Genomic DNA, 23,278 nt, shown 5'->3' on the forward strand with positions numbered 1-23,278 from the left:
ATTTACTCCATCCAAAGATGGAAAAACCTTCCTCTGATACTTCGTGTGAGACTCTTGATACTTTCGCTATATCCAGCCCCGAAGAACCAGACCGCACCCAACATCAAGCGCCCACACTTATCGGCTGTTAGTTTTTAAAGAGCATTGCGCCAAGAATTTGCTTTGCTGCTTGCTTGCTTTCTTGCGCACCGTCATTCAACGGGAGGCGAATTATGCGGACCAATTTCGATGCCGTCAAGCGGCTTTTTTAAAAAAAATCGAATCAGAACCACGAGAAGGGCGCCTGCAGCCGACCGATGACTCGCAACGAATTGTCGCCCTGATCGCCGCAGCACGAATGTCGTAGCCCAGTGCTTCGGCCTGCACTCCTTCCTCCGCTAGATTGCACGCTCAATCGCGGGTGCAGATGTACGGCTGGCGCGAAGCCGCCCGGCCGCGACCGTAACCGGGCAGGAAGAACAAGCTCAGGATTCTTGAATGAGCACCCTCGCCGATAGCAGCGGGCACATGCTCGAGATCCCAATCGCGCACGCCGCAGGATGCGTTGACGGGGCACGATGACGCCGACCGCCAGTTCGTCGATGCTCTCGCCGTCGATCGGCATCGAGGGTTACAACTTTAGGGAGACGCTGTTAATCCGATGACCCGGAACGCCATCGGCCGGCATCAGCGCCGTGTTATACACGCTTCGGCGCCAGCGCTGAGCGTCAAATGCAACTCGACGATGCATCAGCGGCAAGGGCACGAGCGAAACGCCCGTTCTCGCCGATTGCAACGAGAAAACCAGTGTCCAGGGGCGTGAGCTACACGAGCGCGGCGAAGCAGAACGGCTTCAAGTTCAATTTGCTTTACGACGGCCCATATGAGCGCGCGATCTCGCTGTCTGCCGTCGCCGAGACATATTCGGCGCGGCGGGATCGACTAAAGGCAGTGAGGCCGCGACGTTTCTGATCGGTCATGACGGGGCGATCAAGGGTGTCGGAGCGAGCGGCTGTCGTTTAGCGGAACGGCGATTCCTCACTGAGACAAAAATTTTCTGGATGCCTCGGTTACGTTTGCAGCCGCGCCTTGTCTTTATCCGGACGCGACGGTCGCCGGGGTCGCGCTTTTCAGCAACGGCCAGTTGCTGACGGCGCTGACGCTGCCCGATCGGTCGGCCGAGTTCGTCGTTGCTGCTGCGAAGTAAGGGACGCGGCGTTTGAGTCGAACGGAATCGATGGCGCCCTCTCGATGCATCTGCCCACCTTTAATTTCGACGGGTCGGTTGATTTAATTCTGGCGTCTACTCAGGCTGTCGGCGAGTGCTGGTTTGCGTGAGTTTCATTTAAAGACCGTTAGTTGCGCTCGCCCCCGCTGGGGCTTCGGCAGATTTCCGGCGACGCGCCGCACCGTCGTACGTAGACTCGAAATTCGATCATCGCGTTGTATCTGCGCGTCCGGTTCGAACGCGGCGAAAAACCGGCGACACGCCTTGGATGTTTTCAAGATGAGCCCTAGGCGCGGTCAAACGCGGCGTCCAGGGACCCGTCAAGTCACTCGCAAGCGTGGATGTTCGCCGTACGATCGGACGACCGGTAGAACCGGTGCGCCGAAGCTGCGTCGCTCACCTTTCGCGATCACAAATCGCAAAGTATGTTTCGTTATCCAAACCAGTTTTTTATGGCGCAGGCGGACGGCGAATTCGATTTCGGCACTCGCTGGGCTACCGCGTCCAGCGCTGCACCGAATTTCGAAGTCGACTGCGAAGACTCCTTCGCGACGAATAGCTAGCGCATCCGCAAGAGGCCATCTGTGCCCTTGCGCCGATATCTGCGATGCTCCGCGCGCGCACCTGGCGCGCGCTGCAGGCACGAGCTTCGTCTCGTTTGGCCGTAATGCCGCGCTAGCATCATGCTGGCCGACGGCGAGCACTGTCCGTTTAGCCGCGCGCATCATTCAATCCTGGCGGAGAGACCTACGATGACTCGTCTGAGTTCTGCGCTGGCTCACGCGACCGTTATTGACTGCCTTCGCAATGCGCGCGTTGACGTGCGGTTCGAGCGGCACCCGTTCGAGTGCGGCGTTTGCGGCTCAGGATCGACCGATGAGGCCGATAGCAAGCCGAGTGCCATCAAGCCCGGAGCAGCGGAACGTCACATATTCAGCTCGACGCGATCCGCCGCCGCGCGCCCGTATTAAGTGGTCTTCTTCAGCGGATTGTGAGCGGCATCAGCCAGAGTTGAATCAGTGATCAAAGCCATATCGTGACGCCTTCTCACGACATTGATGTGGCGCTGCCGGACGCAAACTAAACGCAAGTAGATGCTACGACACAGTGGGATTCTGGAACCGAGGAGGTAGCCATGGCTTTGCTCGAATTGCTCGGCACGACGTTGTTTGTCGCCGTCGTGTTTTTTTCGTTACTGGCGATGATGGACATCCTGATACCGCGCTCGATTCCTGCCTCGATCGGTGGCCGTTCATTTGACCACTCGCGCGCAAGCAAAATTGCAAGAGCACACTCGCGTGCACGCTAATCACGCACCTGGGCTCCGCATCTTCGCTAATTTTCGACTGTGCTGACGGAACCGACTTAAGGCCGGAGCAAGTGCTGAATGCTTGACCCGTGACTACTTTAGGTGGGCCGGTGGCGCCGGCAACGCGACAAATCGCATACCGACGTTTTATCGGACGTGAGCTTGCATGGACGGCCGGTCAGTCCGGTCCAATGCCTACGGCGACGCCCTCGGGCGGCGATCACGTCTCGACGATCGACCGTATTGAATACTACACCGGTCGTTTTGATCACTACAAACGCTCATATGCCTCGTTCGATCGCGCATTCGACGCAGCGATGCTTGAGACGTCCCGCCTAACGCAGGGCCGTTCCGTGGAACAATCCCTCAAGTAGGGGCGCAGACTACTTCTGGAGTCTTATGCAGCAAGGCTCTTAGGGTTTTATCGCTGCTGAGGGGATTGTTTCACGATCTCTTCGTCATCGCGATATGCGCGCGGCGCTCAAGCTGCAGTCGAGATTATTCGCCCCCGCTGACGGCCCGAGCAGATTATCGTCGCGCAGGGATGGCAGGAGGCCATACACATTCGCGACTTATCAAGAGCGCGAGGCATAAACAATCGGCCCGCAATCAATTGGTGGGCTACTCTCTAAACTTACGGATACGTCCAAGCCACCTTGATTTCGACGAACGGATCTGGACGAGAGGCTGGAGTAAATCGGAAAAACTGCGATGGTGTAGGCGGAGTGCTTGCGGCAAGGGCAGAGGTGCCTTGCCCTCTCGTTCCCACGACGCCGCGTTGGGCTTACCGGGCTACCGAATACCCGACAATCGGAATTCCTCAACTCGTTGCGAGTTCAATCGAGCGTCGGCTCGAAGGGCGGCCCCGCAGTTTGTGAAGCCGCTGTCTCTGCCTAATAAGCAGCGACATCGGCATGGCAATTGCGGAACTAGAAATCTGCCAGAGGGCGTGAGAGTGTCCCAAGTCGGGACACTCGCGGGATGGGGCTCAGAAATTCATCGAGTGAAAAACCGGACCAAGAGTGTCCCAAGTTGAGACACTCTGACTAAAGGACGATCGACGTGCGAGTCACGGAGGCGTCGGCTGAAGAAAACCGTCCCCGGCTATCGAACGTTCCTAACCGTTATCCCCGAACAACTGCGCGACCAAATCACGGATCTGCTTTTCTTTATCGGCCGTGAGCATGCCCGCTTTGATTTTGACAGTCAGTCCCATCGAATCCTTGGTGATCGACCCCGCCTGAGATCCGCCCGCGAAAATCTTGTCGATGCTTCGATCGCTCACGCCCTGCGCCGGCTTCCCCTCGTCCTCCAACGCCTGCTTAATCGCCTTCCCAAACTTCAACTGGTCCAAATCGCCCGCTACCACCCGCGCCCACAGATCCTTCGCAATCTCGAACGCAGCGCCATTCCGTCCGCGGAGTACAGAGACGACGCTCTCGGCAGCTGTCGCACCCAGTAAGCGAGGCTGCACATCCAGATCCTGAACAACAAAATCGGGCAGCTCACCGAACGACAAATAGCGATAGAGCTCGGATCGAGAAATCCCCAAGGCTTCAGCCATTCGTTTGCGGTTCGGAAACTCTTTCTCGGTCCGTCGAATCGATCGCGAAATCTCGTAGTCGCAGAGATCCTCGCGTGCGACGTTTTCCACTAGGGCAAGCATCGCCATCTCTTCATCCGAGAGATCGACGACCAAGACCTTGATAAACTCTTTTCCGATCATCTTGTGCGCGCGCCACCGGCGCTCGCCTGCGACAATCTGAAAACCCGCGCCGACGCGGCGAACGACGATAGGCTGGACGAGACCCGCCTCGCGAATCGACTCGGCCAGTTGCACAAGCTTCGCATCGTTGAACACCTGACGCGGCTGCCAAGGATTCGGAACGATTTCCGATACCGGTGCCTCTGACGCGGGACCGGCGTGCTCGAGTTGAGCGATGCGCTGTTGCGCGGCCGCCAATGCGGCCGCCATTCCCGGCGCGGTACGCGGGCTCGCGGCCTTTTCCTGCTGCGGATCGAGCTGAATGTCTTTGGCCGCACGAACTTCAGCGGTCTTGCTCATCATGCGGTCGCGAAGGCTGCTCATTGTCCTGCCCTCCATTGGGCAACATATTGGTCATCGATCCATTTGCAGTAATCCACCATCGGCTGTTTTACACGCGCCAAGGTTTTCGCGACGGTCTCGGCACGCGACAAATCGAACACCGTCGAGAACGCCAACGCACCATTACTCATGACGGAACTGGCCGGGATTTCGGTGGTATGCAACCAGTCTCCATAGGCTCGCTGGGACCACGAGCGTACGACCGGCGCAGACGACGTGCTCCCATAGTCCACACGCGAGAGCAGCACCGATACGAAATCGTAGGTTTTGTCGACCTCGTGTTCGACGAAGCCATTCGCAACCTCGGCAAACAATGACCAGAACGACACGGACGAAATGAAGTCGAGACTTTCGGGGACGAGCGGCATCACCATCGAATCGGCGGCCATCAGCCCGTTGAGCGTCATATACGAGAGCGACGGCGCCGTGTCCAGAATGATGTAGTCATATTGCGCACGCAGCGGTTCGATCCCTTTCCTTAGCACCGACCAGAACTCGAAGTTGGCATTCGTCTTCTGCGCCGTCGGCAGGTGGAATTCGGCGTCGTGCAAATAGTTATGTGCCGGAATGACGTCGAGCCCGTCCCAATACGTAGTCTGTACTTTTGACGAAAGGCCACCCTCGATATCCGGATCGTAAATAAAGGGCAGGACTGTATCCTCCCAAGTCAAATCCTTCTCCGCGTACAAGCCGCACAGTTCCGAAAGCGATGCTTGCGGGTCGAGGTCGATCATGAGAACCTTGCGACCACGCAGACTCAGCCCTTGACCAATGCACATCGACGTCGTTGTCTTGCACGAGCCGCCTTTGAAGTTCGCGGTGATCAGGACGCGACCCCGATGCTCGCGCGTGCCAGTGACGAGCGGCGTCTGGTAGATGTCCGAGACCTGTTGCACCCAAGTCCGCGCATCCTGCAATGAGAAGATGCGCGCACGGCCGGTTCCGTGCGTCTCGCCCGGAGGCAGTTCGCTTCCCTCCTTGGTTGCCAGATAGTTGATCTTTTGGCGATCGATTCCGCACATGTCGGAGAGCTCGCCGATCGTGAAGACGGGAGCCGTCTTCCGCGGCCTGGGCGCCAGAATCTGGTCTCGCAGTTCGTTCGTCATGACCGACAAACGCTCCGCGAACTCTCCAAGATTGGAGAGCTTTACCCTTCGATTGATCCCTGGCAGTTCACTCAAATTCATTCGGCGCTTCCTTTTAAGTCCACGGTGAGGTGTTTTATCACGCTCGGTGGTGTTTCCACGGTTTTGCTGTAACTAGACGTCGAACCGTAGAATACTCGCCGGGTTGATGAATGGCTATTGGAATCGAATGAAAGTTGCAAAATCGTTCGCCGCGCTGAAGAAAACCCTTGTTTATCCGACGCTTATGCACTCGCGCGGTGCCGCTGTTCTGGCTGAACGGCAGCGGATTGGCGCGTCGGTACCTCCATCAGGCAGCAACCTGACACAAAACACCTCACCTCAGCGAGAGGCCGCGCACGCTATGAGCCGCAAAGCGATCGCACCGATCACAATTCGCCTCACCCAAACACCCCGTTTTTATGTGAATGAAAACGCCGCATATGCAATCCCTTTTTGAGTACCCCGCAACCCCTTTGTCCTAACCGCTGGTTAGTTCGTTTTTTTAAAAAAACAAAACGTACCACCACCAACACACATACCAAGTCCCCTATAAATCAGATACATACGCTCACATGGTGAGGTTTACTGTGATCAAAGTGATGTGGATTGAGCATCAAGGTGCTGCGTTTACCACACCAAGGTGAAGCGAAATGCCGCCCAAGGTGAGGCGTCTGGGCGGTAATGGTGAGGAGATTTGTGATGAAGGCCGGTAAAGGTGAGCTTTTATGTGTCGACGGCGGCCCAAGGTGAGGTAGCTTGTGTTGACATCTCACCTTGCAGCCGTTAACGTACCGCTCGATAGCAAAACTACAGCGCGTGACGTGGAGGCGGGATGACGACAGGAGGGCAGGTGGCCACGTCCAGACAACTGGCACTGGCGTTATTCGACGACGCGAACGCCGAAGGCCTGCCCGTTGATGCTGCACGATCGGACATCGGCTTCGCGCGCAAGAACGTTCTGATTCGGATCGTCGATCTCGGTGTGTCGGCTCGTCGTCTTATCGACGCAGCGTATTTCATCGTCGCTCAGGAACACAAGGTTCACGATCTTTACGATGTCGAGCTGGACTATTTCAAGTGGCTCATGCGTTACTCGAGCCGCAACAACGCGCATCTCGAACAGGTGATCACGGAGGCGCAGCGGGCCCTCATTCAGGCGACCGCCGAACCCGATGCCGACGGCTCGAAGCCCTTCGGATCGGTTCAACTGATCGGACGTATTTCGTACGTGGGCGGGCGCTTCCAGTTCCGGGTGCCTCCGGATCTCATCGGGATCATCCGCGGTCCCGGGAAATCGCACTGGCTGAGCCTGCGCATCACATCTCTTTTCACGCTCAGCTACGCGCGCGTCATGTACGACCATCTTCTTCCGTACGCGGGCGAGGGTGTAACCGAATGGTTCACGCTCGATGAACTGCGCGCGTGGCAGGGAACGATGGGCGCGAAGGCACAGGAGTTCAAGTACTTCAAACGGGACTGGCTCGCGCCGGCGGTGGACCAGATCAATGAGGTGTCCGATCTTTCCTTGTCGTACGAGACGCGCAACGAACCGGGCTCTCGCAAGATCGGGCGCATGCGTTTTCGCGTCGAACGAAAGGAGATGGCCGAGCGTTTGCTTCACACGCACGAACATGCGCAGGCGCTGTATCAGACGCTGAAGCAGGAGATTGGTCTTTCGAGCACGCAATTCGGCCAGATCGCTTCCGACCGTGACACCTACACCGATGCACGCCTCGAACAGGCAATCGAGCGCACGCGTTTCAGTCTGAAGCTGGGCAAAGTGTCGAAGAGTCCGGCTGGCTTCTTCATGAAGGCCTTGAAAGAAGGCTGGATCGTCTCCGATGCGGAGCGTCAGATGGTACAGATCCAGGAAGGCTTGTCGCTGACAGACCAACGCGAGGCCGAGGCCAAGGAGCAAGCAGAGGCGCGTCGGGCATTGCAGGTCGCAGCGCAAGACGTCAATGCCCAGAACCGGATCGTCGACGAAGTTCGTCGGGGCTGGGAAGTGTACGAAGCCGCGACGCCGCGACAACGCGAGGACTGGCGCCGCACTTACAAGACAAGCCCCGGCGGGAAACTCACGCTGCGCAGGCTCGGCATCGATCCATCGAGTGACCTGGCCGAAGCCATCATTCAGAAGTACCCCGACCTGCGGGACGGATTCTCGGGGTATGTGTTCAACAAGGTGCGATCCGTGAAGGGCAGGGGCTAGCTGCATCGGGACGATGCCGCTCAGCATTACGGCTGCTCGATCGCCTACGCCCCGAGCGGACGCGCAACCTGCCTTGCGCGCTTCCCGACTTTCGTCGCAGATGCGAACAACGCAAGCCAGAACGATTTCGGCTAGCCTGTCCGTTTCATCTCCAACTTTCACCACGCTTATGTCCCGCGCTCTCCAAATCGACTTCGTCTCCGACATTGCCTGCCCGTGGTGCGCTGTCGGCCTGTCTTCTCTGCTACGCGCGCTGGAGCGCCTCGGTAACACCGTCGATGCGCGCATCACGTTGCATCCCTTCGAACTGAATCCGGACATGGGGCCGCAAGGCGAGCGCATCGTCGATTATCTCGGTCGCAAGTATGGCCGCACGCCGGAGCAGATTCGCGAGACGCAGGCGATGATCCGCGAGCGCGGCGCGCAAGAAGGCTTCGCTTTCGGTGAACGCAACTGGGTGTACAACACGTTCGATGCGCATCGGCTGCTGCACTGGGCGCGCATCGAGGGCAAGCAGCTCCCGCTCAAGCTCGCGCTGTTGCGTGCCTATCACGGTGACGGCAAGGATACGAGCGATCCGGACGTTCTCATCGAAGCGGCCCGAAGCGTCGGCCTCGATGGCGAAGCAGCGCGCGCGGTGCTGGAAAATGGGAAATATGCCGACGAGGTGCGGGCGGAGGAGCGGGAGTTCCAGCAACTCGGCATCCAGTCGGTGCCCGCGATTATCTTCGACCAGAAGTATCTGGTGAGTGGCGGCCAGCCTTCCGAAGCATTCGAGGACGCGATTCGGAAGACCATCGATGAGAACGGTTGAAGCAGTTGTCGATTTTCGGCGATGCTGGCCCGACACTTCTCAGCGCTAGCCGACCACATGTAGTTCACTCGTATGCCCCCGCCGTCAAACGCCCCACGCGCACTATGCGATGCCGTAGAGCGACGAGCGCGCGCATCAGCGCGAAGATTCATGTGGCCGTGCGATGGTCGCTCCAAAAGCGCTTCACGAGATTCCGCGTCGCGCCGTATGCATGACGACTGTCGATCTTGACGGGCCTGCCGTCCTTGTCGCGCTCGTTCAATGCCGATGGGCGCAGTCCAACCCTCGTCTGGAACGCGGCGCTCGCAAGCGCGCAGAGCATTCCTTCAGATGCGTGCACATGTCGCACGAAGACAGACGCAGCCTGTGCCCATGCGCAAGCCGATCAGCGCGCGAAGCGAATCGCCGCCGCCGGGACACTGATCGATGCGAGCGGACCCTACGTTGTGCTCGCGGCGCGCGATCGTCTCGATGTGATCGTCGTCCAAACGTGCGCGAGCAAGCCCGCGACGATCGATCTCGAACTGCACGCGGGCGCGCGGCTGCCTGTCGCTTCGTCGCCGCTGGGCTGGGCGCTCCTCGCCCGCGTATCTATCGAACGTTCTTCACGAGAAAGCGGTCGAGTTGCGCGGCGAAATTCTTGCCGTCGCGCGGTGCATACGGTGACGGTCCGCCCGTCTGGACGCCGGAGCCGCGCAACTGATCCATCATCGCGCGGATCGACAGGCGTTCCTCGATGTTGTCCGCGTTCATCCATTCGCCGCGCGGATCGAGCGCGAAGGCGCCCTTTGCAATCACCGAGGCGGCAAGCGGAATGTCCGACGTGATGATGAGATCGCCGCCCTCGGCAATCTCGACGATGCGCGCATCGGCCACGTCGAACCCCGCCGGCACCTGGATGGCGCGTATCCAGGGCGAGGGTGGCGTGCGAAGAAATTGATTTGCGACCAGCGTCACGTTCACCTTCATGCGCGGGCCTGCGCGAAAGAGGATGTCTTTCACGACGGCGGGGCAGGCGTCGGCATCGACGATGATTTGCATCGGTTGGTATCCCGGAATGTTATGTCGCCGTCGCGAAGGGGAAGCGAGCATAGCGTCGCGACGAGTATCGCACGATGTCTTCCGGCGACGCGGCGCGGACCCGAGCGCCTATACTTTCTGAAACGCATCTCCTCCAGAACGGAGAATCACCGTGAGAACGAAGCTGGCAAGCATTGCTGTGTCACTCATCATGGGCGTTGTGGGCGTGTCCGCGGCCCCGCTTTCCTATGCTCAAGATACCGGTTCGGCCGCAACGGACGCGACGCAAGCCGCACCCATGACGAAAGCGGAAAAAAAGGCCGCGCGAAAACAGGCGCGCGCGAAGAAGAACGCCGAGTTGAAGAAACTCGAGGACGCGGGCTACAACCCCGGCCGCGCCAACGATCCCAACTATCCCCAGGATTTGCAGAACGCTCAGAAAAAAGCGGGGATCGGGGCGGGCGCGAGTCAGTAGGTCTTTGCCCGTCGCGGGTTGCCGTTGCCGCTGAAGGCATCGGTCGATCTCGTGATAGGACGGCTGCGATAGCTGAACAAAAAAATCCGTGCAATTGGGGTTCGGGCCGCTTGCACGCCGAATTCTATTGTCCAACACTTCATTGCATTCCGATTAGCCAGATATCTGTCCGATATACCGGACAGTGCGCCGTGACTAGCTCTACGATGCGGACGGGCTTTGGAACCGGTTCGCTTCCCAATCTTTCCATCAGGACCCGCACATGAAACTCTCGAACTTAGGCGCAAGAAGTGTCTCGCTGTTCGTCATCGCCGCAGCGCTGGCGTTGTCCGCGTGTACGAAAGTTTCGACGCCGGCGGAAGGGGGCCCCACGGCAGGCTCTGCTCCCACGCTTCAGGCCGTACTTCAACGCGGTACCTTGCGTGTCGGCGACTGCCTGACCTTCGCGCCCTTCGGCTTCTACAACAAGGACGGTCAACCGGACGGGTACGACGTCGATCTCGCCAAGGAGCTCGCCAAACAAATGGGCGTCAAGCTCGAAGTCGTGAACACGACGAGCGCGAACCGGATTCCGAACCTGCAGACGAGCAAGGTCGATGTCGTGTTCTGCAACTTCACGCGCAACCTGGAGCGCGCGAAGGTCATCGAATTCACGACGCCTTACGTCGTCGCGAGCGAGGCGTTGCTGGTCAAGAAGAGCAGCGGCATTCAGTCCGTCAAGGACATGGGCAACCGTACGATCGCGACCGTGAAAGGCTCGACCAACGGCGATGAAGTCCGCTCGCTGAACATTCCCATCAAGATCCAGGAATACGACAGCTCGCAGGCCGCGATTCTCGCCGTGAAGCAAGGTCAGGCCGACGCGATGATCGAGGACAACAACTTCCTCGCATATCAGGCGACGCTCGACCCCGAACTGACCGTGACGAACGAAGCGCTCGTGCCGCTCGAATACAACGGCTTCGGCGTGAAGGCGGGCGATCAGGCGTGGCTCAATTACCTGAACCTGTTCCTCTTCAACATCAACGCGTCGAAGCTCAACGCGCAGCTCTACAAAAAGTGGTTCGGCACCGATCCGCGCTATCCGCTCAACCCGCAGTTCTGAGAAAGGCGTGATGTCGATATCGCATGAAACCGGAACGACGCGGAGGCTGAAATGAGTTACGAGTGGCTCACCTTGTGGGGCTATGTCCCCGAGTTCCTGAAAGCCGGCTGGCTGACTCTGCAAGTGACGCTGCTCGCGTTCGTGCTGGCGGTGCTGCTCGGACTGCTGACGGCGCTGGCCAGCATATCGCCGGTCGCCGTGTTCCGGTACATCGCCCGGGCTTATGTCGAAGTCATCCGCAATACGCCGGTTCTCCTGCAGATCTTCATCGTGTTCTTCGGCTTGCCGTCGGCGGGCATTTCGCTCGATGCCTACTGGGCGGGCGTAATCGCACTGGGGCTCAATGTCGGCGCTTACCTGTCGGAAGTGTTTCGCGCGGGCATTCAGTCCGTGCCGCGCGGACAGCTCGAAGCCGCGGGCATCCTCGGTCTCGAGCGCGGTCAGATCTTCACCGAGATCGTATTGCCGCAGGCCGCGCGTGCGGTTTATCCGGCGATCGTCAACTATCTGATTCAGCTCTTGCTCGGCACCTCGCTGCTGTCCGCGATTGCGTTGCCCGAACTGACGGGCACCGCGACGGTGATCAACTCGCGCACGCTGCTGTACGTCCAGACCTTCGCGGTCGTTCTCGTCGCGTATCTGGTGCTGAGCAACGTGCTGTCGTGGATCGCGAGCCAGCTCGGCGCCCGGATGTTTCATCCGCCGCTGATCGTGCGGCCGCGCGCACGGTTCGGCGGCTTCGCGTTGCGCCGCGCCAATCGCGCCTGATGCCCGAACCGGAGCCGCATCATGTCAATCGAATTGCTGAGAACCAGTCTGTCGATCCTGCTGCAAGGTCTCGTGACGACGCTGCTGCTGTCGGTCGCCTCGATCGTCGGCGGCACGTTGATCGGCCTTCTTGCCGCCGTGTTGCGATCGTTCGGACCGTGGGGCACGGATCGCATCGCGCGCCTTTATACCGAGCTCTTTCGCGGCACGCCTGTCCTGATCACGCTGATGTTCATCTATTTCGGTGTCTCTTACTTCGGTTATGCAATCGACGTATTCGCGGCCGGCGTGATCGGCCTGAGCGTCTATCAGGGCGCGTATATCGCCGAAGTGTTCCGTTCGGGGATCGAATCGGTGGCGAAGGGCCAATGGGAAGTCTCGCAGATTCTCGGTCTGTCGCGCATGCAGGCGTTCGCGTTCGTCGTGTTGCCGCAGACCGGCAGGATCGTGCTGCCGCCGCTCATCGGACAATACCTCTCGCTGATCAAGGACACGTCGATCGTCAGCATGATCGGCATGTCCGAGCTGATGCACGGCGGGCAGGCGATCGTCGATCGGATCGGCAAGCCGGTCGAGATATACGGGCTCGTCGCACTCATCTATTTCGTCGTGTGCTTCCCGCTTTCGCAATGGGTGCGCCACCATGACCGCAGGAGACTGTCGTGAGCAATCAAAGCCAGACCAGGCCCGTCATTTCGCTCTCGGGCGTGAGTAAAGCATTCGGCGCGACGCGCGTGCTCAACGAGATCAATCTCGACGTGCGGGCGGGCGAGGTGCTCGTGCTCATCGGCGCGTCGGGTTCGGGCAAGAGCACGGTGCTGCGCATCATGGCAGGACTCGAAAAGACGGATTCCGGCGAAGTCTGGGTCAACGACGTGCCGATGCACGACCCGAAGCGCGCACGCGACATTCGCGGTCACGTCGGCATGGTCTTCCAGCAGTTCAATCTGTTTCCGCACAAGACCGCGCTCGGCAACGTGACGCTTGCGTTGATCAAGGCGCGCAAGATGAATCCGGCCGATGCGCGCAAGCGCGCAATGGAGGTCCTCGATCGCGTCGGGCTCGCGGATCGGGCCGACCATTACCCGAGCCAGCTGTCGGGCGGGCAACAGCAGCGCGTCGCGATCGCGCGGGCGCTCGCGGTCGAGCCGGGTATCATGTTCTTCGATGAAGCGACGTCGGCGCTCGATCCGGAACTCGTCGGCGAAGTCACCGAAGTGATGCGCGGACTCGCACGCGACGGCATGACGATGGTCGTCGTCACGCATGAAATGGGTTTCGCGCGCAAGACCGCCGATCGCGTCGTCTTCATGGACAAGGGCGTGATCGCGGAGCAGGGCGAGCCGGAGGAGATCTTCGTCAACCCATCGAACGAGCGCACCCGGCAGTTTCTGCATCGCGTGCTCGACCATTGACGCATACGGAGTGAATGCATGGCAGTTACAGAATCGTCGCGAGCGAGAGGCGTGGACCGGGTCATTGCCATGTTTCGGCAATTGCATCTCGCCCAGCGCCCGATGACGATGCGCGAGTTGATCGAAGCGACCGGTGCGCCGCGTTCGAGCATCTATGAGCTGGTCGCGATTCTCGCGGAAGTCGGCTGGCTCGAAACATCGGCCGATGGAAGCGTCTTCTTCGGTCGGGAGATGCACTACTACGGCTCCGACTATGCCACGCACAACGACCTGATCAGCCGCGCGCATCAGTCGATTCTCGCGCTGGTGCGCAAGTATGACGAAACCACGCAGTTGTGCATGCTCGAGGGCAACAAGTACACCGTGGTGCTGTCCGAGAACAGCGCGCGCCCGTTCAACATCAGTTCGGATATCGGCGTGAGAGTGCCGATTCCGTGGACCGCGACCGGACGCCTCCTGCTGGGTCATCTGAACGCCGACGACATCCGCGCGTTGATTCCGCGCGAGGACTTCACGCTCGACAACGGCGTGACGATCGACTTCGATGAATTCATGCGCGATGTCCAGCGCGCGAAGGAACTGGGCTACTGCTGCACGGAAGGATTGTCGAACGCGTTTCGCCTGTGCATGGCGGCGCCCGTGCGCGATCGCGCCGGCATGCCGATCGCCGCGCTGTGCTTCATGACGGGTCGCGATACCGATCCCGAACGCCGGCAGGCGATGCTCGACGACCTGCTTCAGTCCGCGAAGGCGCTGTCGCACAGATAATGTTCGTATGGCTCGTCGCAAGTTCGCGTGGAAGAGCGCCGCGCGGCCGGGACGGTTACTTGCACGCTCACGCCGCAGGCGCACGGAGCACACTTCGTCCGCGAATTCATTTACCGCACGCCTTCGCTCTGGTTTGCGCTCCTCGATCGCATCGCGCGAAGGGCACGAGAAAGCGCGGTTCAGCTTTGCCAAGGTACTCGTAAACTCACGCTGTTACGATTTCGCCTCTTTCCTCTCGAAGACAACGAACTCATGAAAAAGGCTGTTCTCGCCGTATTGGCCGCTGGCATGGCATTTTTTTCCGTCGCTCCGGCTTTTGCTGACTCGCATCACCATCATCCGGTGTGCCACAAGGTGCGCGTGCATCATCATTGGGAGCGCCACTGCAAGTAAGCGCATTACGCTGCTGAAAGCACAGAGCCCCGTCGCGAATGCTGACGGGGCTCTTTTTTTGATGCGACGCTTCAGCGAACCCGCGCCACCGGCACCGCCGCATCCGACAACGCCCACCCCAGCCCGAGGCTTTTCTGAAGCGACACGAAGTCCTTCAGCAATTCGGCTTGCGCGGCCACCACGTCCTGTTGCGCGACAAACTGCGTGCGTTGCGCATCGAGCAGATCGATGAGCGTCGATACGCCCGCCGTGTAACGCTGACGCACGAGCGTGGCCGAGCGTTCCGCCGATGCCTGAACCTGCTGAAGCCGCACCACGTGCTCACGCTGATTGCCATAACGCGACAGCGACGAATTGGCGTCCTTCAGCGCGCCGAGCACGGTCTTCTCGTAGCGCGCTTCGGCTTCGTCGCGCGCGGCTTCGGCGGCATCGACATTCGCCGCCGTCCGTCCGAAGTCGAACAGATTCCATTGCAGATACGGCACGCCGACCCAGGAAAAATTCTGCTTGCGCAGCAGATGGCCGGGGTCCGACGCGGAAAAGCCGATATCGCCGAGGAGGGACACCTTCGGGAAATAGTCCGCGATATGCTCGCCGATCTGCGCATTGCTCGACGCAAGACGCCGCTCGGCTGCGCGAATATCGGGACGCTGCTGCAGCATCGTCGCCGGATCGCCGATCGGCACCGACGACGGCAACGCGGGCAGCGGCGCACGCGCGCCGAGTTCGGCATCGAGGGCGCCGGGCGTGCGGCCCGTCAGCACGGCGAGCTGATCCAGCGAGTCGGTGATCTGCACTTGCAGCGGCACGAGCGTCGCGCGCGTCGTATCGACCTGCGTGGTGAGGCGTTCGACATCGACTTCCGCCGCCGTGCCGCGCGCGCGGCGCTGCTCGGTGAGCGTGAGCATCTGCTGTTGATACTCGGCCGTGTGTTCGGCGAGGGCGAGCCGCTGCTGCTGGTCGCGCAGGTCGACGTACACCGAAGCCACTTCCGCGGCGAGCGAAACTTGCGCGTCGGAAAGATCTGCATCCACGGCGTCGGCTTCGTCCGATGCGGCTTCGATCGCGCGGCGCGTGCCGCCGAAGAGGTCGATTTCCCAGGAGGCGTCGAAACCCACGGTGTAGAAATCGACCGGACCGCGCCCGTTCGATGCCGCCGCGCCCTGATCACCCGACGACGAGCCGAAGATCGACGTATCCGGCGAACGCATGCGCAGCGCCGCCGCCGAAGCCGACACCTTGGGCAACTCGTTGGCGCGCTGCCCGCTCAGTTGCGAGCGCGACTGGCGCAGACGCGCCCGTGCCATCTTGAGGTCGGGATTGTGCGCGAACGCGGCATCGATCAAGGTATTCAGTTGCGCATCGTCGAGTGCCTGCCACCACGCCGCGGGCGCATGCGTCGCGACAACGCCTCGTGCCGGTGCGCGCACGAATGCGCCGCTTTTCGCGGCATCGGACGCGACGTCCGGCGCGCCGTGATAGTCGGGGCCGACCGTGCACGCGGCGAGCGCCAGCGCGGCGAGCGGAAGCAAACAGGTGAAGCGTGAAGGAAACATCGTCGAATGATTCATGACATCAGTGGCCGGCGGACGGCATCTCGCCGGCTTGAGCGCGCGGCGTCTTGAGAAGGAGCGCGAGCGGCAGGCACGCGAGCAGTGCGATCGCCAGCACGTAAAAAGTTTCGGAGTAGGTCATCACGATTGCCTGCTGGCCGATTTGCATCGACAACTGACCGAGCGCCTGCATTTTCGCGTGTGCGATGTCGCCACCTTGCGCCGCGAAGCTCGCCGCGCTCGCCGCCATGCGCTCCTGACCGATCACCGAGTTCGCCGTCAGCGATTCGCGGATCGCCGCCGTATGGAAGTCGTTGCGACGGTCGATCACGGTGCCGATGATCGCGAGGCCGACCGACCCGCCGAGATTGCGCGCCATGTTGTAGAGGCCGGCCGCATCGCCGGATTCCTCGCGCGAAACCGCGGCCATCGACGCCTGATTGAGCGGCATCATCGCGAGCATCTGGCCGAAGCCGCGCAGGATCTGCGACCAGAAGAAGTCGTGCCCGACGCTTTGCGCCGTAAGCGAAATGTCGAGCAGGCAACTCGCCGCGAAGAACAGCAGCCCCGTGATGACCAGCACGCGAAAATCCACCTTGCCGAGCAGACGCGGCAGCACCGGCATGATGAGAAACGCGGGCACGCCGGACACCAGCATGATCGAGCCGGACTGCAACGCGTTATAACCCGCGACCACGCTCAGGAACTGCGGCAGCAGGAACGACACGCAGTAGAGCCCCGCGCCCACGGCGAACACGATCAGGATCACGCTCGCATAGCGCGGATTGCGCAGCAGCGAGAGCCGCACGATCGGCTTTTTCGCAAAGAACTGCGAGAGCGCGATGAAGAGGAAGCCGAACGCCGTGACGCAGGTGAGCATCACGATCTCGCTCGATTCGAACCATTGATTGCGCTGGCCTTCCTCCAGCACGACGGTGAGCGAACTCAGACCGATCGCCAGACCCGCAATGCCGAGCCAGTCGGCCTTGAGAAATGCCTCCCAGTGCGACTTCTCGGGCGGCAAGCCGGTGATGAGCAGCGCGACGAGCGCAAAGCCCACCGGCACGTTCACGAAGAAGCACCACGACCATGAGATGTTCTCCGCGAGCCAGCCGCCGAGCACGGGGCCGAGCAGCGGTCCGAGCAGCACGATCAGACCGAAGATCGTCATGCCGACAGGCATCTGCTCGCGCGGCAGCCGCGTGCGGATGATGGTCTGCGCGGTCGGGATCATCGCGCCGCCGGTGAAGCCCTGACCGATGCGGCCCACGACCATCATCGGCAGCGAGTTCGAAAGGCCGCACATTACGGAAAAGAGCGTGAACAGCACCGCGTTGCCGAGCAGGAAGTTGCGCAGGCCGAATACGCGCGTGAGCCACGCGGCGAGCGGAATCATCACGATTTCCGACATCAGGTAGCCGGTCGATATCCATGTGCCTTCGGTGCCGGTCGCGCCGATCTCACCCTGAATCTGCGGCAGCGCGGAGTTGGTGATGGAGATATCGAGCGTGGCCATCAGCGCGCCGAGCGCACCGGCCGTGACCGCGATCCAGTCGACGGCGCTCGCGCGTGCGTGCGATTCAGTCATGGCGATTCTCGGCGGCGACGCGCTTGCTGTCGTCGGTGGCCGCTTTCGTGTCGACATCGACCGTCACCGACAATCCCGGCAGCAGCACCTTGCGCGTTTCCGGACCCGTATCGACGCGAATACGCACGGGCACGCGCTGCACGATCTTCGTGAAGTTCCCGGTCGCGTTCTCGGGCGGCAGCAGCGCGAACTGCGCGCCGGTGCCCGGCGCGAAGCTTTCGACGACACCGTGCAGCTCGGTGCCCTTGAGCGCATCGACGTGCAACGTCGCTGGCTGACCGACACGCATCCGGCCCACTTGCGTTTCCTTGAAGTTCGCCTCGAGATACAGCGACTGGACCGGCACGACCGTCATCAGGCGCGTGCCGGGTTGCACGTACTGGCCGACGCGCACCGTGCGGTCGCCCACGCGACCCGCGACCGGACTCACGAGCGTCGTGTCGTCGAGGTCGAGCTTCGACTGGTTGAGCTGCGCCTGCGCCGCTTCCATCTGCGCGCGCGCCTGCGCGATCTGCGCTTCGGTCGCGCCGATCTGCATCGTGGCGGAGCGCGCGGCGGCGAGATTCGCGGCGAGCGTGGCGCGCGCCTGATCGCGCGTCGAAACGAGACTCGCGAGGCGCTCGGCGGTTTCGGCGCCGGTCGCGACGAGCGGACGATAGCGAGTGACGTCGTCCTCCGCGTGCGTGAGGCTCACGCGCGACACATCGGCCTGCGCCTTCGCCTGCTCGGCGTTCGCGTGCTGCTGCTTCAATTCGGCTTGCGCGCGCTGGATATCGGCGGCGCGCGCATCGAGCGTCGCCTTTGCCTGATCGAGCGATGCCTGATACTGCCGCGCGTCGAGGCGCGCGAGCGGCGCGCCCGCCGCGACGGCCTGATTGTCGTCGACCAGCACTTCCGTGATGTAGCCGCTCACCTTCGGCGCGATGGTCACGCTGTCGGCCTTGAGATAGGCGTCGTCGGTGGTTTCGACGAAGCGGCCGACAGTCCACCAGCGCAAACCCCACGCAACGCCGACGACGACCGCGACGATTCCGATCGCGATCAGCACGCGCTTGCGTGACGGTTTGCCCTGGGCGGCGTCAACGGGTTGGTCGCCGTGCGTGGGCACTGTGACTGACATGATTTCTCCGGGATCTTTTGCACTACCGCGTGCGTACGGTAGTCTTCGGTGAATACGAGACGGCGAGCGCGCTTGCGGCGTGTGCGATACACGCGGTGCGCTCGCCAAACTAGACGGTGTCGTCTAGTATGCCCGAGTCTAGACGATTGCGTCTAGTTTTGCCCGTCCCAGGAGAGACGATGAAGAAGCCTCGTGCGGATAATGAAAGCGAATTGCAGGGTCAGGAGCGCGGCAGCACCGCGCGTTCGCCGCTGCAGGCGCGCGGGCGTGCGCGCATCGAGGCTGTGCTCGACGCGACCGCCGAGTTGATTGTCGAAAAAGGTCTCGAGGGCGTCACGATGCACGGCGTCGCCCGGCGCGCAGAGACGCCGATCGGCTCGATGTATCACTTCTTCCCGGATCGCGACAGCCTGCTTGCCGCGTTGTGGGATCGGCACGCGGCGGCGCTCGACGAACTGGAAGACGAGCTTGGCCGGATCGACAGCGAGACGTGGCGCGGGCTGTCGGCGGAGGCGGTGATCGATCGCATCATGACGCCGCACATCGAATACTTCGAGCGAAAGACCGATTTCCTGATTCTGATGTCGGCGAGGCCGCACGACGAAGCGAAAAAGAAACGCAAGTCCAGCATGATGAGAAAGGTGATCGACGCGCGCATGCCCGGCGTGAAAGCGTCCGAGCGCGAACTTTACGTGGAGATGCTTCATGCACTCGCGGGCGGCGCGTTAGCCGTCAAATTGCGTCCGTCGATGGGCGATGTGCAGTTGGCGCGCCGCTATCTGCGCGAAGTCAAGCGAGCGCTGGCAGCCTATCTGGCCGCTGTGGAAGCGGCGGTCCTCAAGTGATGCGGTTGGGAAACAGCATGCGAACTGATTAGAGCTTCGTCGTGCGAAATATATCGAAGCGCATAGGAGTTCTTCGCGGCCGCGCCGAACGCAAAGCGCTACGCAGTGTTTGCATCCACGCTTATTCTCCGCCGCCGACGACCTCGGCCTGCCTCCGAAGCTGGCGCGTCATGAACTCGCTGGAATCGACATCGTCCGGAGTCAGCGAACGGCCACACGCTGAACACGCGGGCGTGTTGTCCGCGAAGAGGCGGTCGGTGCCGTCGTAGTGGCCGTTATCGGAGAGGCCTTGCAACGTCGCCCGATACCAGTGCGAGTGCCCGTCATCGTAGATGCTTTCCACGATCGAGCCGCGATGCCCGCAGGGGCAGTTCACGTGTGTGATGATGCCGACTTTCATGCGTGCCTCGATAACGATAGCGAAGCGTTGAAATGTGAGAAGCGCCCAGCAAGCGTGTCAATGGACAAAACACGCGCAACGCGTGTACCTGATTTCCTCGAATTTGGCAGGCGATCGGATAGCGAAGTTCATTCCGCATACAAGGAATCCGGCAAATAAGCGTCATCCTTCTCCGTAGCGGGTCGGGTCCGGTGAAAAGGACTCTCGACGCGTTTTTATTGTCGTCATGCATCGGCGGCATCGACGAAAATTTCGCTATACAAAATCCATAAACCGCGTAGGATGGAACAACTCAAGCGAGTTGAAATAATTCGCAGCATCCGATAGCGCTCAAGCGCCGGCCCCGAACGGGACAGCCTCACATCGGAGACCGTGCAACGCGGTCATTCGTGTCAGCTTGCCGATACTGCTCTACGCCCCCTTAATACATTGCCGCCTGCTTGCGGCGAGAGATCATTTCATGACAGTCGAAAACCGCCTTTACCGTGGCCTGGAAATATGCCCGCTCGTCTTTTCACATCGGGCCGCCGGAGCCGTTCACGCATACAACCAGGACGATGGGTTCGATGCCGCCGTGCGCATTCAGGAACCGCCGGAGTCAATGGGCCTGTCGCGCAGCCGTGTATTCAAGCTTAGCGCAAGCGAGCCGTTTCAGAGCGCCGGCGACGCGCGTCGCGCATCGATCGCCTATGCCGAGCAGATGATCGACAAGTGCCCGCAGGCGAGATCTTTCCTCGACTAGCGTGGTGAGCAGTTCGGGCAGCGCCCTCGATGGCCTGCTGTCGCAACCGGCGAGGCCGGGATTGACCGCTTCTCGCGGCGATCGGAGAGTAACTGTGATGCAACCCGACATCAGCAACATTCGCATCGATCCAACGCCGCGCCGGGCCGATGGGGAGTACATGGCGCATGCCCGCATCAGTACCAGCGGTGCGGACGGCCGCGAAACGGATGTCTTCGTGAGCGGCGACCTTGCCGGATTCGACCGGCGCGACGAGGCCGTCGCTTTTGCGGCGAACTGGGCGCGCGCGTGGCTCGAAGTCCGGTTTGGCTGAATTGACATCGGTATAACAAATGCCGTGATTTCGTATGCGCAGGCCGCCGCGCCTCTGGCTAACGTCTCACGTTGGCAAAGAAGCTGAATGTGGAGAGAGGATGGCCGGTTCCCGTCGAAATCAAGTAAGCGAAGTTCATCATCCGGACGCGCAAGGCGTCGTAGCCGATGCGGTGCAGTCCGACCGGCAGCGACGCGCAGACGAACAGCAACGGGCGGTACGCGCTTTGATCCGTGTAGCGAGGGATCAAGGCTTTGTCACGCATGCGCAGATCAATGATCACCTGCCCGATGATGTTGCCCAGCCGACAGTGCTCGAAGATATATCGCGCACGTTCCTCGAAATGGGCGTGACGGTCTACGAACAGGTTCCCGATACCGAAACGCTGTTGCTCGATGACGCGCTTCCTGCTGTCACGCTCGACGATCAGACGGAAGAAGACGCCGAAGTCGCGCTTTCGACCGTCGATGCCGAATACGGCCGCACGACCGATCCCGTGCGCATGTACATGCGCGAGATGGGTGCGAAGCAATTGCTGACGCGCGCGGCCGAGGTTCAAATTGCACGGCGAATCGAAGAAAGTATCAATGAGATGATTCAGGCCATCGCGGCTTGTCCTCCCACCATCTCGATGATTCTCGCGAGCGCCGGGCAGGTCGCGGAGGACAGGCTCGGCATCGACGAACTCATCGACGGCATCGACGATGCATCCATGCCGGCGGATCTCGACAAACCCGGGCGCGCCGATGGCGAAAGCGATCCGGAGGCCGAGGACGAGGCGAACCGGTTGCGGCTGATGCAACTCAGGCACGACGCACTCGATCTTTTTACGCGGGTGGGCCAGTGCGTCGATCAGCTGCGCGAAGCGGGCGCGGACGATGTTCCGGCCGCTCACGAGACGATTCGACATGAACTTGCGCGCGTGCGCTTTACCGCGCGCACGGTCGAACGCGCGTGCAACGACATCCAGCAGCGGCTCGCGCACGTGCGTCAGATCGAGCGGCGGATTTCCGGCATCGTCATCGACCGGTGCGGCATGCCGCGTGAGCAGTTCATTGCATCGTTTCCGGGCAACGAGACCGACCTCGACTGGACCGCGAATACCGCCGCGAAATCGCGCGATTACGGTCCATCGCTGGAACGCAGTCTGCCCGCCATTCAGGCCGAGCAGATGCGCCTGCTCGATCTCGAACGGCAGGCCGCCATGCCGATTCAGCGCCTGAAGCACATCGGCCGCAAGCTGCTCGCGGCGGAATCCCGCATGCGGCATGCGAAGAACGAGATGATCGAGGCCAATCTGCGGCTCGTGATTTCGATCGCCAAGAAATATATGAATCGCGGCGTGCACTTCCTGGACCTGGTTCAGGAGGGCAACATCGGATTGATGAAGGCCGTCGATAAATTCGAATACAGGCGCGGCTGGAAATTCTCGACATATGCGACGTGGTGGGTTCGTCAGGCCGTGACACGCGCGGTTGCGGACCAGGCGCGCACGATTCGCGTGCCAGTGCATATGGTCGAGACGATCAACAAGCTCAACCGCATTTCGAGCGAGATCCTGCAGCAAACCGGCAAGCCTGCGCTGCCCGCGGTGCTGGCCGAGCGCATGGAATTGCCGGAGGCGCGGATCGGCAGCATTCAGAAGATGGCCATGCGCCTGATTTCGCTTGAAACGCCGGCGAACGATGACGCTGACGCGACGCTTGGCGATCTGATCGAAGACTCGAACGCGGAGTCGCCGCTCGATGCCGTCGTGCGCGCAAGTTTGCGCGCTGCCATCGACGATGCTTTGAACGCGCTTTCACCACGCGAGGCCAGAGTGCTGCGCATGCGCTTCGGCATCGATATGCTCAACGAATTTACGCTTGGCGAACTGGGCACGCATCTGGGCGTGTCGCGCGAACGCGTCCGGCAGATCGAAAGCCAGGCAATCCGCAAGCTCATGCATCCTCGTCGCGCGGACAAGCTGCGTTCGTTTCTCGATCATTGAACGCCCG

23 protein-coding genes and 1 pseudogene are annotated in these 23,278 nt (G+C 60.9%); 15 read left to right on the forward strand and 9 right to left on the reverse strand.

Translation table 11 applies throughout. The features are described from left to right. Nucleotides 1–2,342 precede the first annotated feature (2,342 nt). A complete protein-coding gene (locus NCS58_RS30990) occupies nucleotides 2,343–2,516 on the forward strand; it encodes a hypothetical protein (protein ID WP_250478289.1) in 174 nt (57 codons plus the stop codon). A 1,117-nt stretch (nucleotides 2,517–3,633) separates the two neighbouring features. Here NCS58_RS30990 and NCS58_RS30995 read toward each other — a convergent pair. Continuing rightward, a complete protein-coding gene (locus NCS58_RS30995; protein WP_250478290.1) occupies nucleotides 3,634–4,605 on the reverse strand; it encodes a ParB/RepB/Spo0J family partition protein in 972 nt (323 codons plus the stop codon). Then, nucleotides 4,602–5,810 (reverse strand): ParA family protein, encoded by a 1,209-nt coding sequence (locus NCS58_RS31000; protein ID WP_061118385.1) that lies wholly within the window; start codon nucleotides 5,808–5,810, stop codon nucleotides 4,602–4,604. Before NCS58_RS31000 ends, NCS58_RS30995 begins: the two co-directional genes overlap by 4 nt. 127 nt (nucleotides 5,811–5,937) lie before the next feature. Here NCS58_RS31000 and NCS58_RS31005 point away from each other — a divergent pair, with 127 nt between their 5' ends. The 3 genes from NCS58_RS31005 (at nucleotide 5,938) to NCS58_RS31015 (ending at nucleotide 8,776) form a co-directional block, all read left to right on the forward strand. Next, complete coding sequence (locus NCS58_RS31005; RefSeq protein ID WP_250478291.1) at nucleotides 5,938–6,207, forward strand: hypothetical protein; 270 nt, start codon at nucleotides 5,938–5,940, stop codon at nucleotides 6,205–6,207. A gap of 375 nt (nucleotides 6,208–6,582) precedes the next feature. Then, the gene (locus NCS58_RS31010; protein WP_061118386.1) at nucleotides 6,583–7,962 is read left to right on the forward strand and encodes a replication initiation protein; all 1,380 of its coding nucleotides are present in this window, start codon (nucleotides 6,583–6,585) and stop codon (nucleotides 7,960–7,962) included. Nucleotides 7,963–8,131: 169 nt separating this feature from the next. Beyond that, the gene (locus NCS58_RS31015) at nucleotides 8,132–8,776 is read left to right on the forward strand and encodes a DsbA family oxidoreductase (RefSeq protein ID WP_250478292.1); all 645 of its coding nucleotides are present in this window, start codon (nucleotides 8,132–8,134) and stop codon (nucleotides 8,774–8,776) included. 148 nt (nucleotides 8,777–8,924) lie between these two features. On the opposite strand, the pseudogene NCS58_RS31020 reads toward NCS58_RS31015, so the two are convergent. Both NCS58_RS31020 and NCS58_RS31025 read right to left on the reverse strand, forming a co-directional pair. Beyond that, nucleotides 8,925–9,198: pseudogene (locus NCS58_RS31020) on the reverse strand (hypothetical protein); the annotation flags it as partial. 169 nt (nucleotides 9,199–9,367) lie between these two features. Beyond that, nucleotides 9,368–9,817: a YaiI/YqxD family protein gene (locus tag NCS58_RS31025; RefSeq protein ID WP_250478293.1), complete on the reverse strand. Its 450-nt coding sequence runs from the start codon at nucleotides 9,815–9,817 to the stop codon at nucleotides 9,368–9,370. A 190-nt stretch (nucleotides 9,818–10,007) separates the two neighbouring features. Here NCS58_RS31025 and NCS58_RS31030 point away from each other — a divergent pair, with 190 nt between their 5' ends. From NCS58_RS31030 to NCS58_RS31060, 7 genes are all read left to right on the forward strand, one after another. Next, nucleotides 10,008–10,271 carry a DUF4148 domain-containing protein gene (locus NCS58_RS31030; protein ID WP_061118389.1) on the forward strand — a complete coding sequence of 88 codons (264 nt, stop codon included), beginning with the start codon at nucleotides 10,008–10,010 and terminating at the stop codon, nucleotides 10,269–10,271. A gap of 262 nt (nucleotides 10,272–10,533) precedes the next feature. Next, nucleotides 10,534–11,376, forward strand: a complete 843-nt coding sequence (locus NCS58_RS31035; RefSeq protein ID WP_061118390.1) for a transporter substrate-binding domain-containing protein — start codon at nucleotides 10,534–10,536, stop codon at nucleotides 11,374–11,376. Nucleotides 11,377–11,427: 51 nt separating this feature from the next. Continuing rightward, nucleotides 11,428–12,144, forward strand: coding sequence for an amino acid ABC transporter permease (locus tag NCS58_RS31040; RefSeq protein ID WP_061118391.1), 717 nt, complete (start codon nucleotides 11,428–11,430; stop codon nucleotides 12,142–12,144). Between the two features lie 21 nt (nucleotides 12,145–12,165). After that, the gene (locus NCS58_RS31045; protein ID WP_061118392.1) at nucleotides 12,166–12,810 is read left to right on the forward strand and encodes an amino acid ABC transporter permease; all 645 of its coding nucleotides are present in this window, start codon (nucleotides 12,166–12,168) and stop codon (nucleotides 12,808–12,810) included. Next, complete coding sequence (locus NCS58_RS31050; protein WP_250478294.1) at nucleotides 12,807–13,559, forward strand: amino acid ABC transporter ATP-binding protein; 753 nt, start codon at nucleotides 12,807–12,809, stop codon at nucleotides 13,557–13,559. Before NCS58_RS31045 ends, NCS58_RS31050 begins: the two co-directional genes overlap by 4 nt. 18 nt (nucleotides 13,560–13,577) lie before the next feature. Next, nucleotides 13,578–14,327: an IclR family transcriptional regulator gene (locus tag NCS58_RS31055; protein WP_250478295.1), complete on the forward strand. Its 750-nt coding sequence runs from the start codon at nucleotides 13,578–13,580 to the stop codon at nucleotides 14,325–14,327. 27 nt (nucleotides 14,328–14,354) lie between these two features. After that, nucleotides 14,355–14,720, forward strand: a complete 366-nt coding sequence (locus NCS58_RS31060; RefSeq protein WP_250538990.1) for a hypothetical protein — start codon at nucleotides 14,355–14,357, stop codon at nucleotides 14,718–14,720. Between the two features lie 71 nt (nucleotides 14,721–14,791). On the opposite strand, the gene NCS58_RS31065 is transcribed toward NCS58_RS31060, so the two are convergent. Genes NCS58_RS31065 through NCS58_RS31075 form a run of 3 tightly spaced genes read right to left on the reverse strand, consistent with a single transcriptional unit; the run spans nucleotide 14,792 to nucleotide 18,981 of the window. After that, nucleotides 14,792–16,291, reverse strand: a complete 1,500-nt coding sequence (locus NCS58_RS31065; protein WP_409241831.1) for an efflux transporter outer membrane subunit — start codon at nucleotides 16,289–16,291, stop codon at nucleotides 14,792–14,794. A gap of 4 nt (nucleotides 16,292–16,295) precedes the next feature. Beyond that, nucleotides 16,296–17,861 carry an MDR family MFS transporter gene (locus tag NCS58_RS31070; protein WP_250478297.1) on the reverse strand — a complete coding sequence of 522 codons (1,566 nt, stop codon included), beginning with the start codon at nucleotides 17,859–17,861 and terminating at the stop codon, nucleotides 16,296–16,298. Then, the gene (locus NCS58_RS31075; protein ID WP_061118397.1) at nucleotides 17,854–18,981 is read right to left on the reverse strand and encodes an HlyD family secretion protein; all 1,128 of its coding nucleotides are present in this window, start codon (nucleotides 18,979–18,981) and stop codon (nucleotides 17,854–17,856) included. Before NCS58_RS31075 ends, NCS58_RS31070 begins: the two co-directional genes overlap by 8 nt. A 179-nt stretch (nucleotides 18,982–19,160) precedes the next feature. Between NCS58_RS31075 and NCS58_RS31080 the strand changes: the two genes are divergently transcribed. Then, on the forward strand, nucleotides 19,161–19,826 hold the full coding sequence (locus NCS58_RS31080; protein ID WP_061118398.1) for a TetR/AcrR family transcriptional regulator: 666 nt from the start codon (nucleotides 19,161–19,163) through the stop codon (nucleotides 19,824–19,826). 121 nt (nucleotides 19,827–19,947) lie between these two features. On the opposite strand, the gene NCS58_RS31085 is transcribed toward NCS58_RS31080, so the two are convergent. Then, nucleotides 19,948–20,226: a hypothetical protein gene (locus NCS58_RS31085; protein WP_061118399.1), complete on the reverse strand. Its 279-nt coding sequence runs from the start codon at nucleotides 20,224–20,226 to the stop codon at nucleotides 19,948–19,950. Between the two features lie 397 nt (nucleotides 20,227–20,623). On the opposite strand from NCS58_RS31085, the gene NCS58_RS31090 reads away from it, so the two are divergent. Both NCS58_RS31090 and NCS58_RS31095 read left to right on the forward strand, forming a co-directional pair. Then, the gene (locus tag NCS58_RS31090; RefSeq protein WP_250538991.1) at nucleotides 20,624–20,968 is read left to right on the forward strand and encodes a hypothetical protein; all 345 of its coding nucleotides are present in this window, start codon (nucleotides 20,624–20,626) and stop codon (nucleotides 20,966–20,968) included. A 97-nt stretch (nucleotides 20,969–21,065) separates the two neighbouring features. Beyond that, on the forward strand, nucleotides 21,066–21,281 hold the full coding sequence (locus tag NCS58_RS31095) for a hypothetical protein (RefSeq protein ID WP_061118401.1): 216 nt from the start codon (nucleotides 21,066–21,068) through the stop codon (nucleotides 21,279–21,281). 58 nt (nucleotides 21,282–21,339) lie between these two features. On the opposite strand, the gene NCS58_RS31100 is transcribed toward NCS58_RS31095, so the two are convergent. Further along, on the reverse strand, nucleotides 21,340–21,546 hold the full coding sequence (locus NCS58_RS31100; RefSeq protein WP_250478398.1) for a hypothetical protein: 207 nt from the start codon (nucleotides 21,544–21,546) through the stop codon (nucleotides 21,340–21,342). Between NCS58_RS31100 and rpoD the strand changes: the two genes are divergently transcribed. Then, nucleotides 21,454–23,271: an RNA polymerase sigma factor RpoD gene (gene rpoD, locus NCS58_RS31105; protein ID WP_250478394.1), complete on the forward strand. Its 1,818-nt coding sequence runs from the start codon at nucleotides 21,454–21,456 to the stop codon at nucleotides 23,269–23,271. The two genes, NCS58_RS31100 and rpoD, sit on opposite strands and share 93 nt — an antisense overlap. Nucleotides 23,272–23,278 lie beyond the last annotated feature (7 nt).

It is taken from the genome of Caballeronia sp. INML3B (genome assembly GCF_023631305.1).
GTDB lineage: Bacteria > Pseudomonadota > Gammaproteobacteria > Burkholderiales > Burkholderiaceae > Caballeronia > Caballeronia turbans.

What these genes read in the sequence shown, in the direction of transcription:
- NCS58_RS31085 (WP_061118399.1), bottom strand. Translation starts at nt 20,226, where the DNA reads ATGAAAGTCGGCATCATCACACACGTGAACTGCCCCTGCGGGCATCGC.
- NCS58_RS31080 (WP_061118398.1), top strand. Translation starts at nt 19,161, where the DNA reads ATGAAGAAGCCTCGTGCGGATAATGAAAGCGAATTGCAGGGTCAGGAG.
- NCS58_RS31030 (WP_061118389.1), top strand. Translation starts at nt 10,008, where the DNA reads ATGGGCGTTGTGGGCGTGTCCGCGGCCCCGCTTTCCTATGCTCAAGAT.
- NCS58_RS31070 (WP_250478297.1), bottom strand. Translation starts at nt 17,861, where the DNA reads ATGACTGAATCGCACGCACGCGCGAGCGCCGTCGACTGGATCGCGGTC.
- NCS58_RS31015 (WP_250478292.1), top strand. Translation starts at nt 8,132, where the DNA reads ATGTCCCGCGCTCTCCAAATCGACTTCGTCTCCGACATTGCCTGCCCG.
- NCS58_RS30990 (WP_250478289.1), top strand. Translation starts at nt 2,343, where the DNA reads ATGGCTTTGCTCGAATTGCTCGGCACGACGTTGTTTGTCGCCGTCGTG.
- NCS58_RS31075 (WP_061118397.1), bottom strand. Translation starts at nt 18,981, where the DNA reads ATGTCAGTCACAGTGCCCACGCACGGCGACCAACCCGTTGACGCCGCC.
- NCS58_RS31045 (WP_061118392.1), top strand. Translation starts at nt 12,166, where the DNA reads ATGTCAATCGAATTGCTGAGAACCAGTCTGTCGATCCTGCTGCAAGGT.
- NCS58_RS30995 (WP_250478290.1), bottom strand. Translation starts at nt 4,605, where the DNA reads ATGAGCAGCCTTCGCGACCGCATGATGAGCAAGACCGCTGAAGTTCGT.
- NCS58_RS31065 (WP_409241831.1), bottom strand. Translation starts at nt 16,291, where the DNA reads ATGAATCATTCGACGATGTTTCCTTCACGCTTCACCTGTTTGCTTCCG.
- NCS58_RS31095 (WP_061118401.1), top strand. Translation starts at nt 21,066, where the DNA reads ATGCAACCCGACATCAGCAACATTCGCATCGATCCAACGCCGCGCCGG.
- NCS58_RS31035 (WP_061118390.1), top strand. Translation starts at nt 10,534, where the DNA reads ATGAAACTCTCGAACTTAGGCGCAAGAAGTGTCTCGCTGTTCGTCATC.
- NCS58_RS31040 (WP_061118391.1), top strand. Translation starts at nt 11,428, where the DNA reads ATGAGTTACGAGTGGCTCACCTTGTGGGGCTATGTCCCCGAGTTCCTG.
- NCS58_RS31000 (WP_061118385.1), bottom strand. Translation starts at nt 5,810, where the DNA reads ATGAATTTGAGTGAACTGCCAGGGATCAATCGAAGGGTAAAGCTCTCC.
- NCS58_RS31100 (WP_250478398.1), bottom strand. Translation starts at nt 21,546, where the DNA reads ATGCGTGACAAAGCCTTGATCCCTCGCTACACGGATCAAAGCGCGTAC.
- NCS58_RS31010 (WP_061118386.1), top strand. Translation starts at nt 6,583, where the DNA reads ATGACGACAGGAGGGCAGGTGGCCACGTCCAGACAACTGGCACTGGCG.
- NCS58_RS31005 (WP_250478291.1), top strand. Translation starts at nt 5,938, where the DNA reads ATGAAAGTTGCAAAATCGTTCGCCGCGCTGAAGAAAACCCTTGTTTAT.
- NCS58_RS31055 (WP_250478295.1), top strand. Translation starts at nt 13,578, where the DNA reads ATGGCAGTTACAGAATCGTCGCGAGCGAGAGGCGTGGACCGGGTCATT.
- NCS58_RS31025 (WP_250478293.1), bottom strand. Translation starts at nt 9,817, where the DNA reads ATGCAAATCATCGTCGATGCCGACGCCTGCCCCGCCGTCGTGAAAGAC.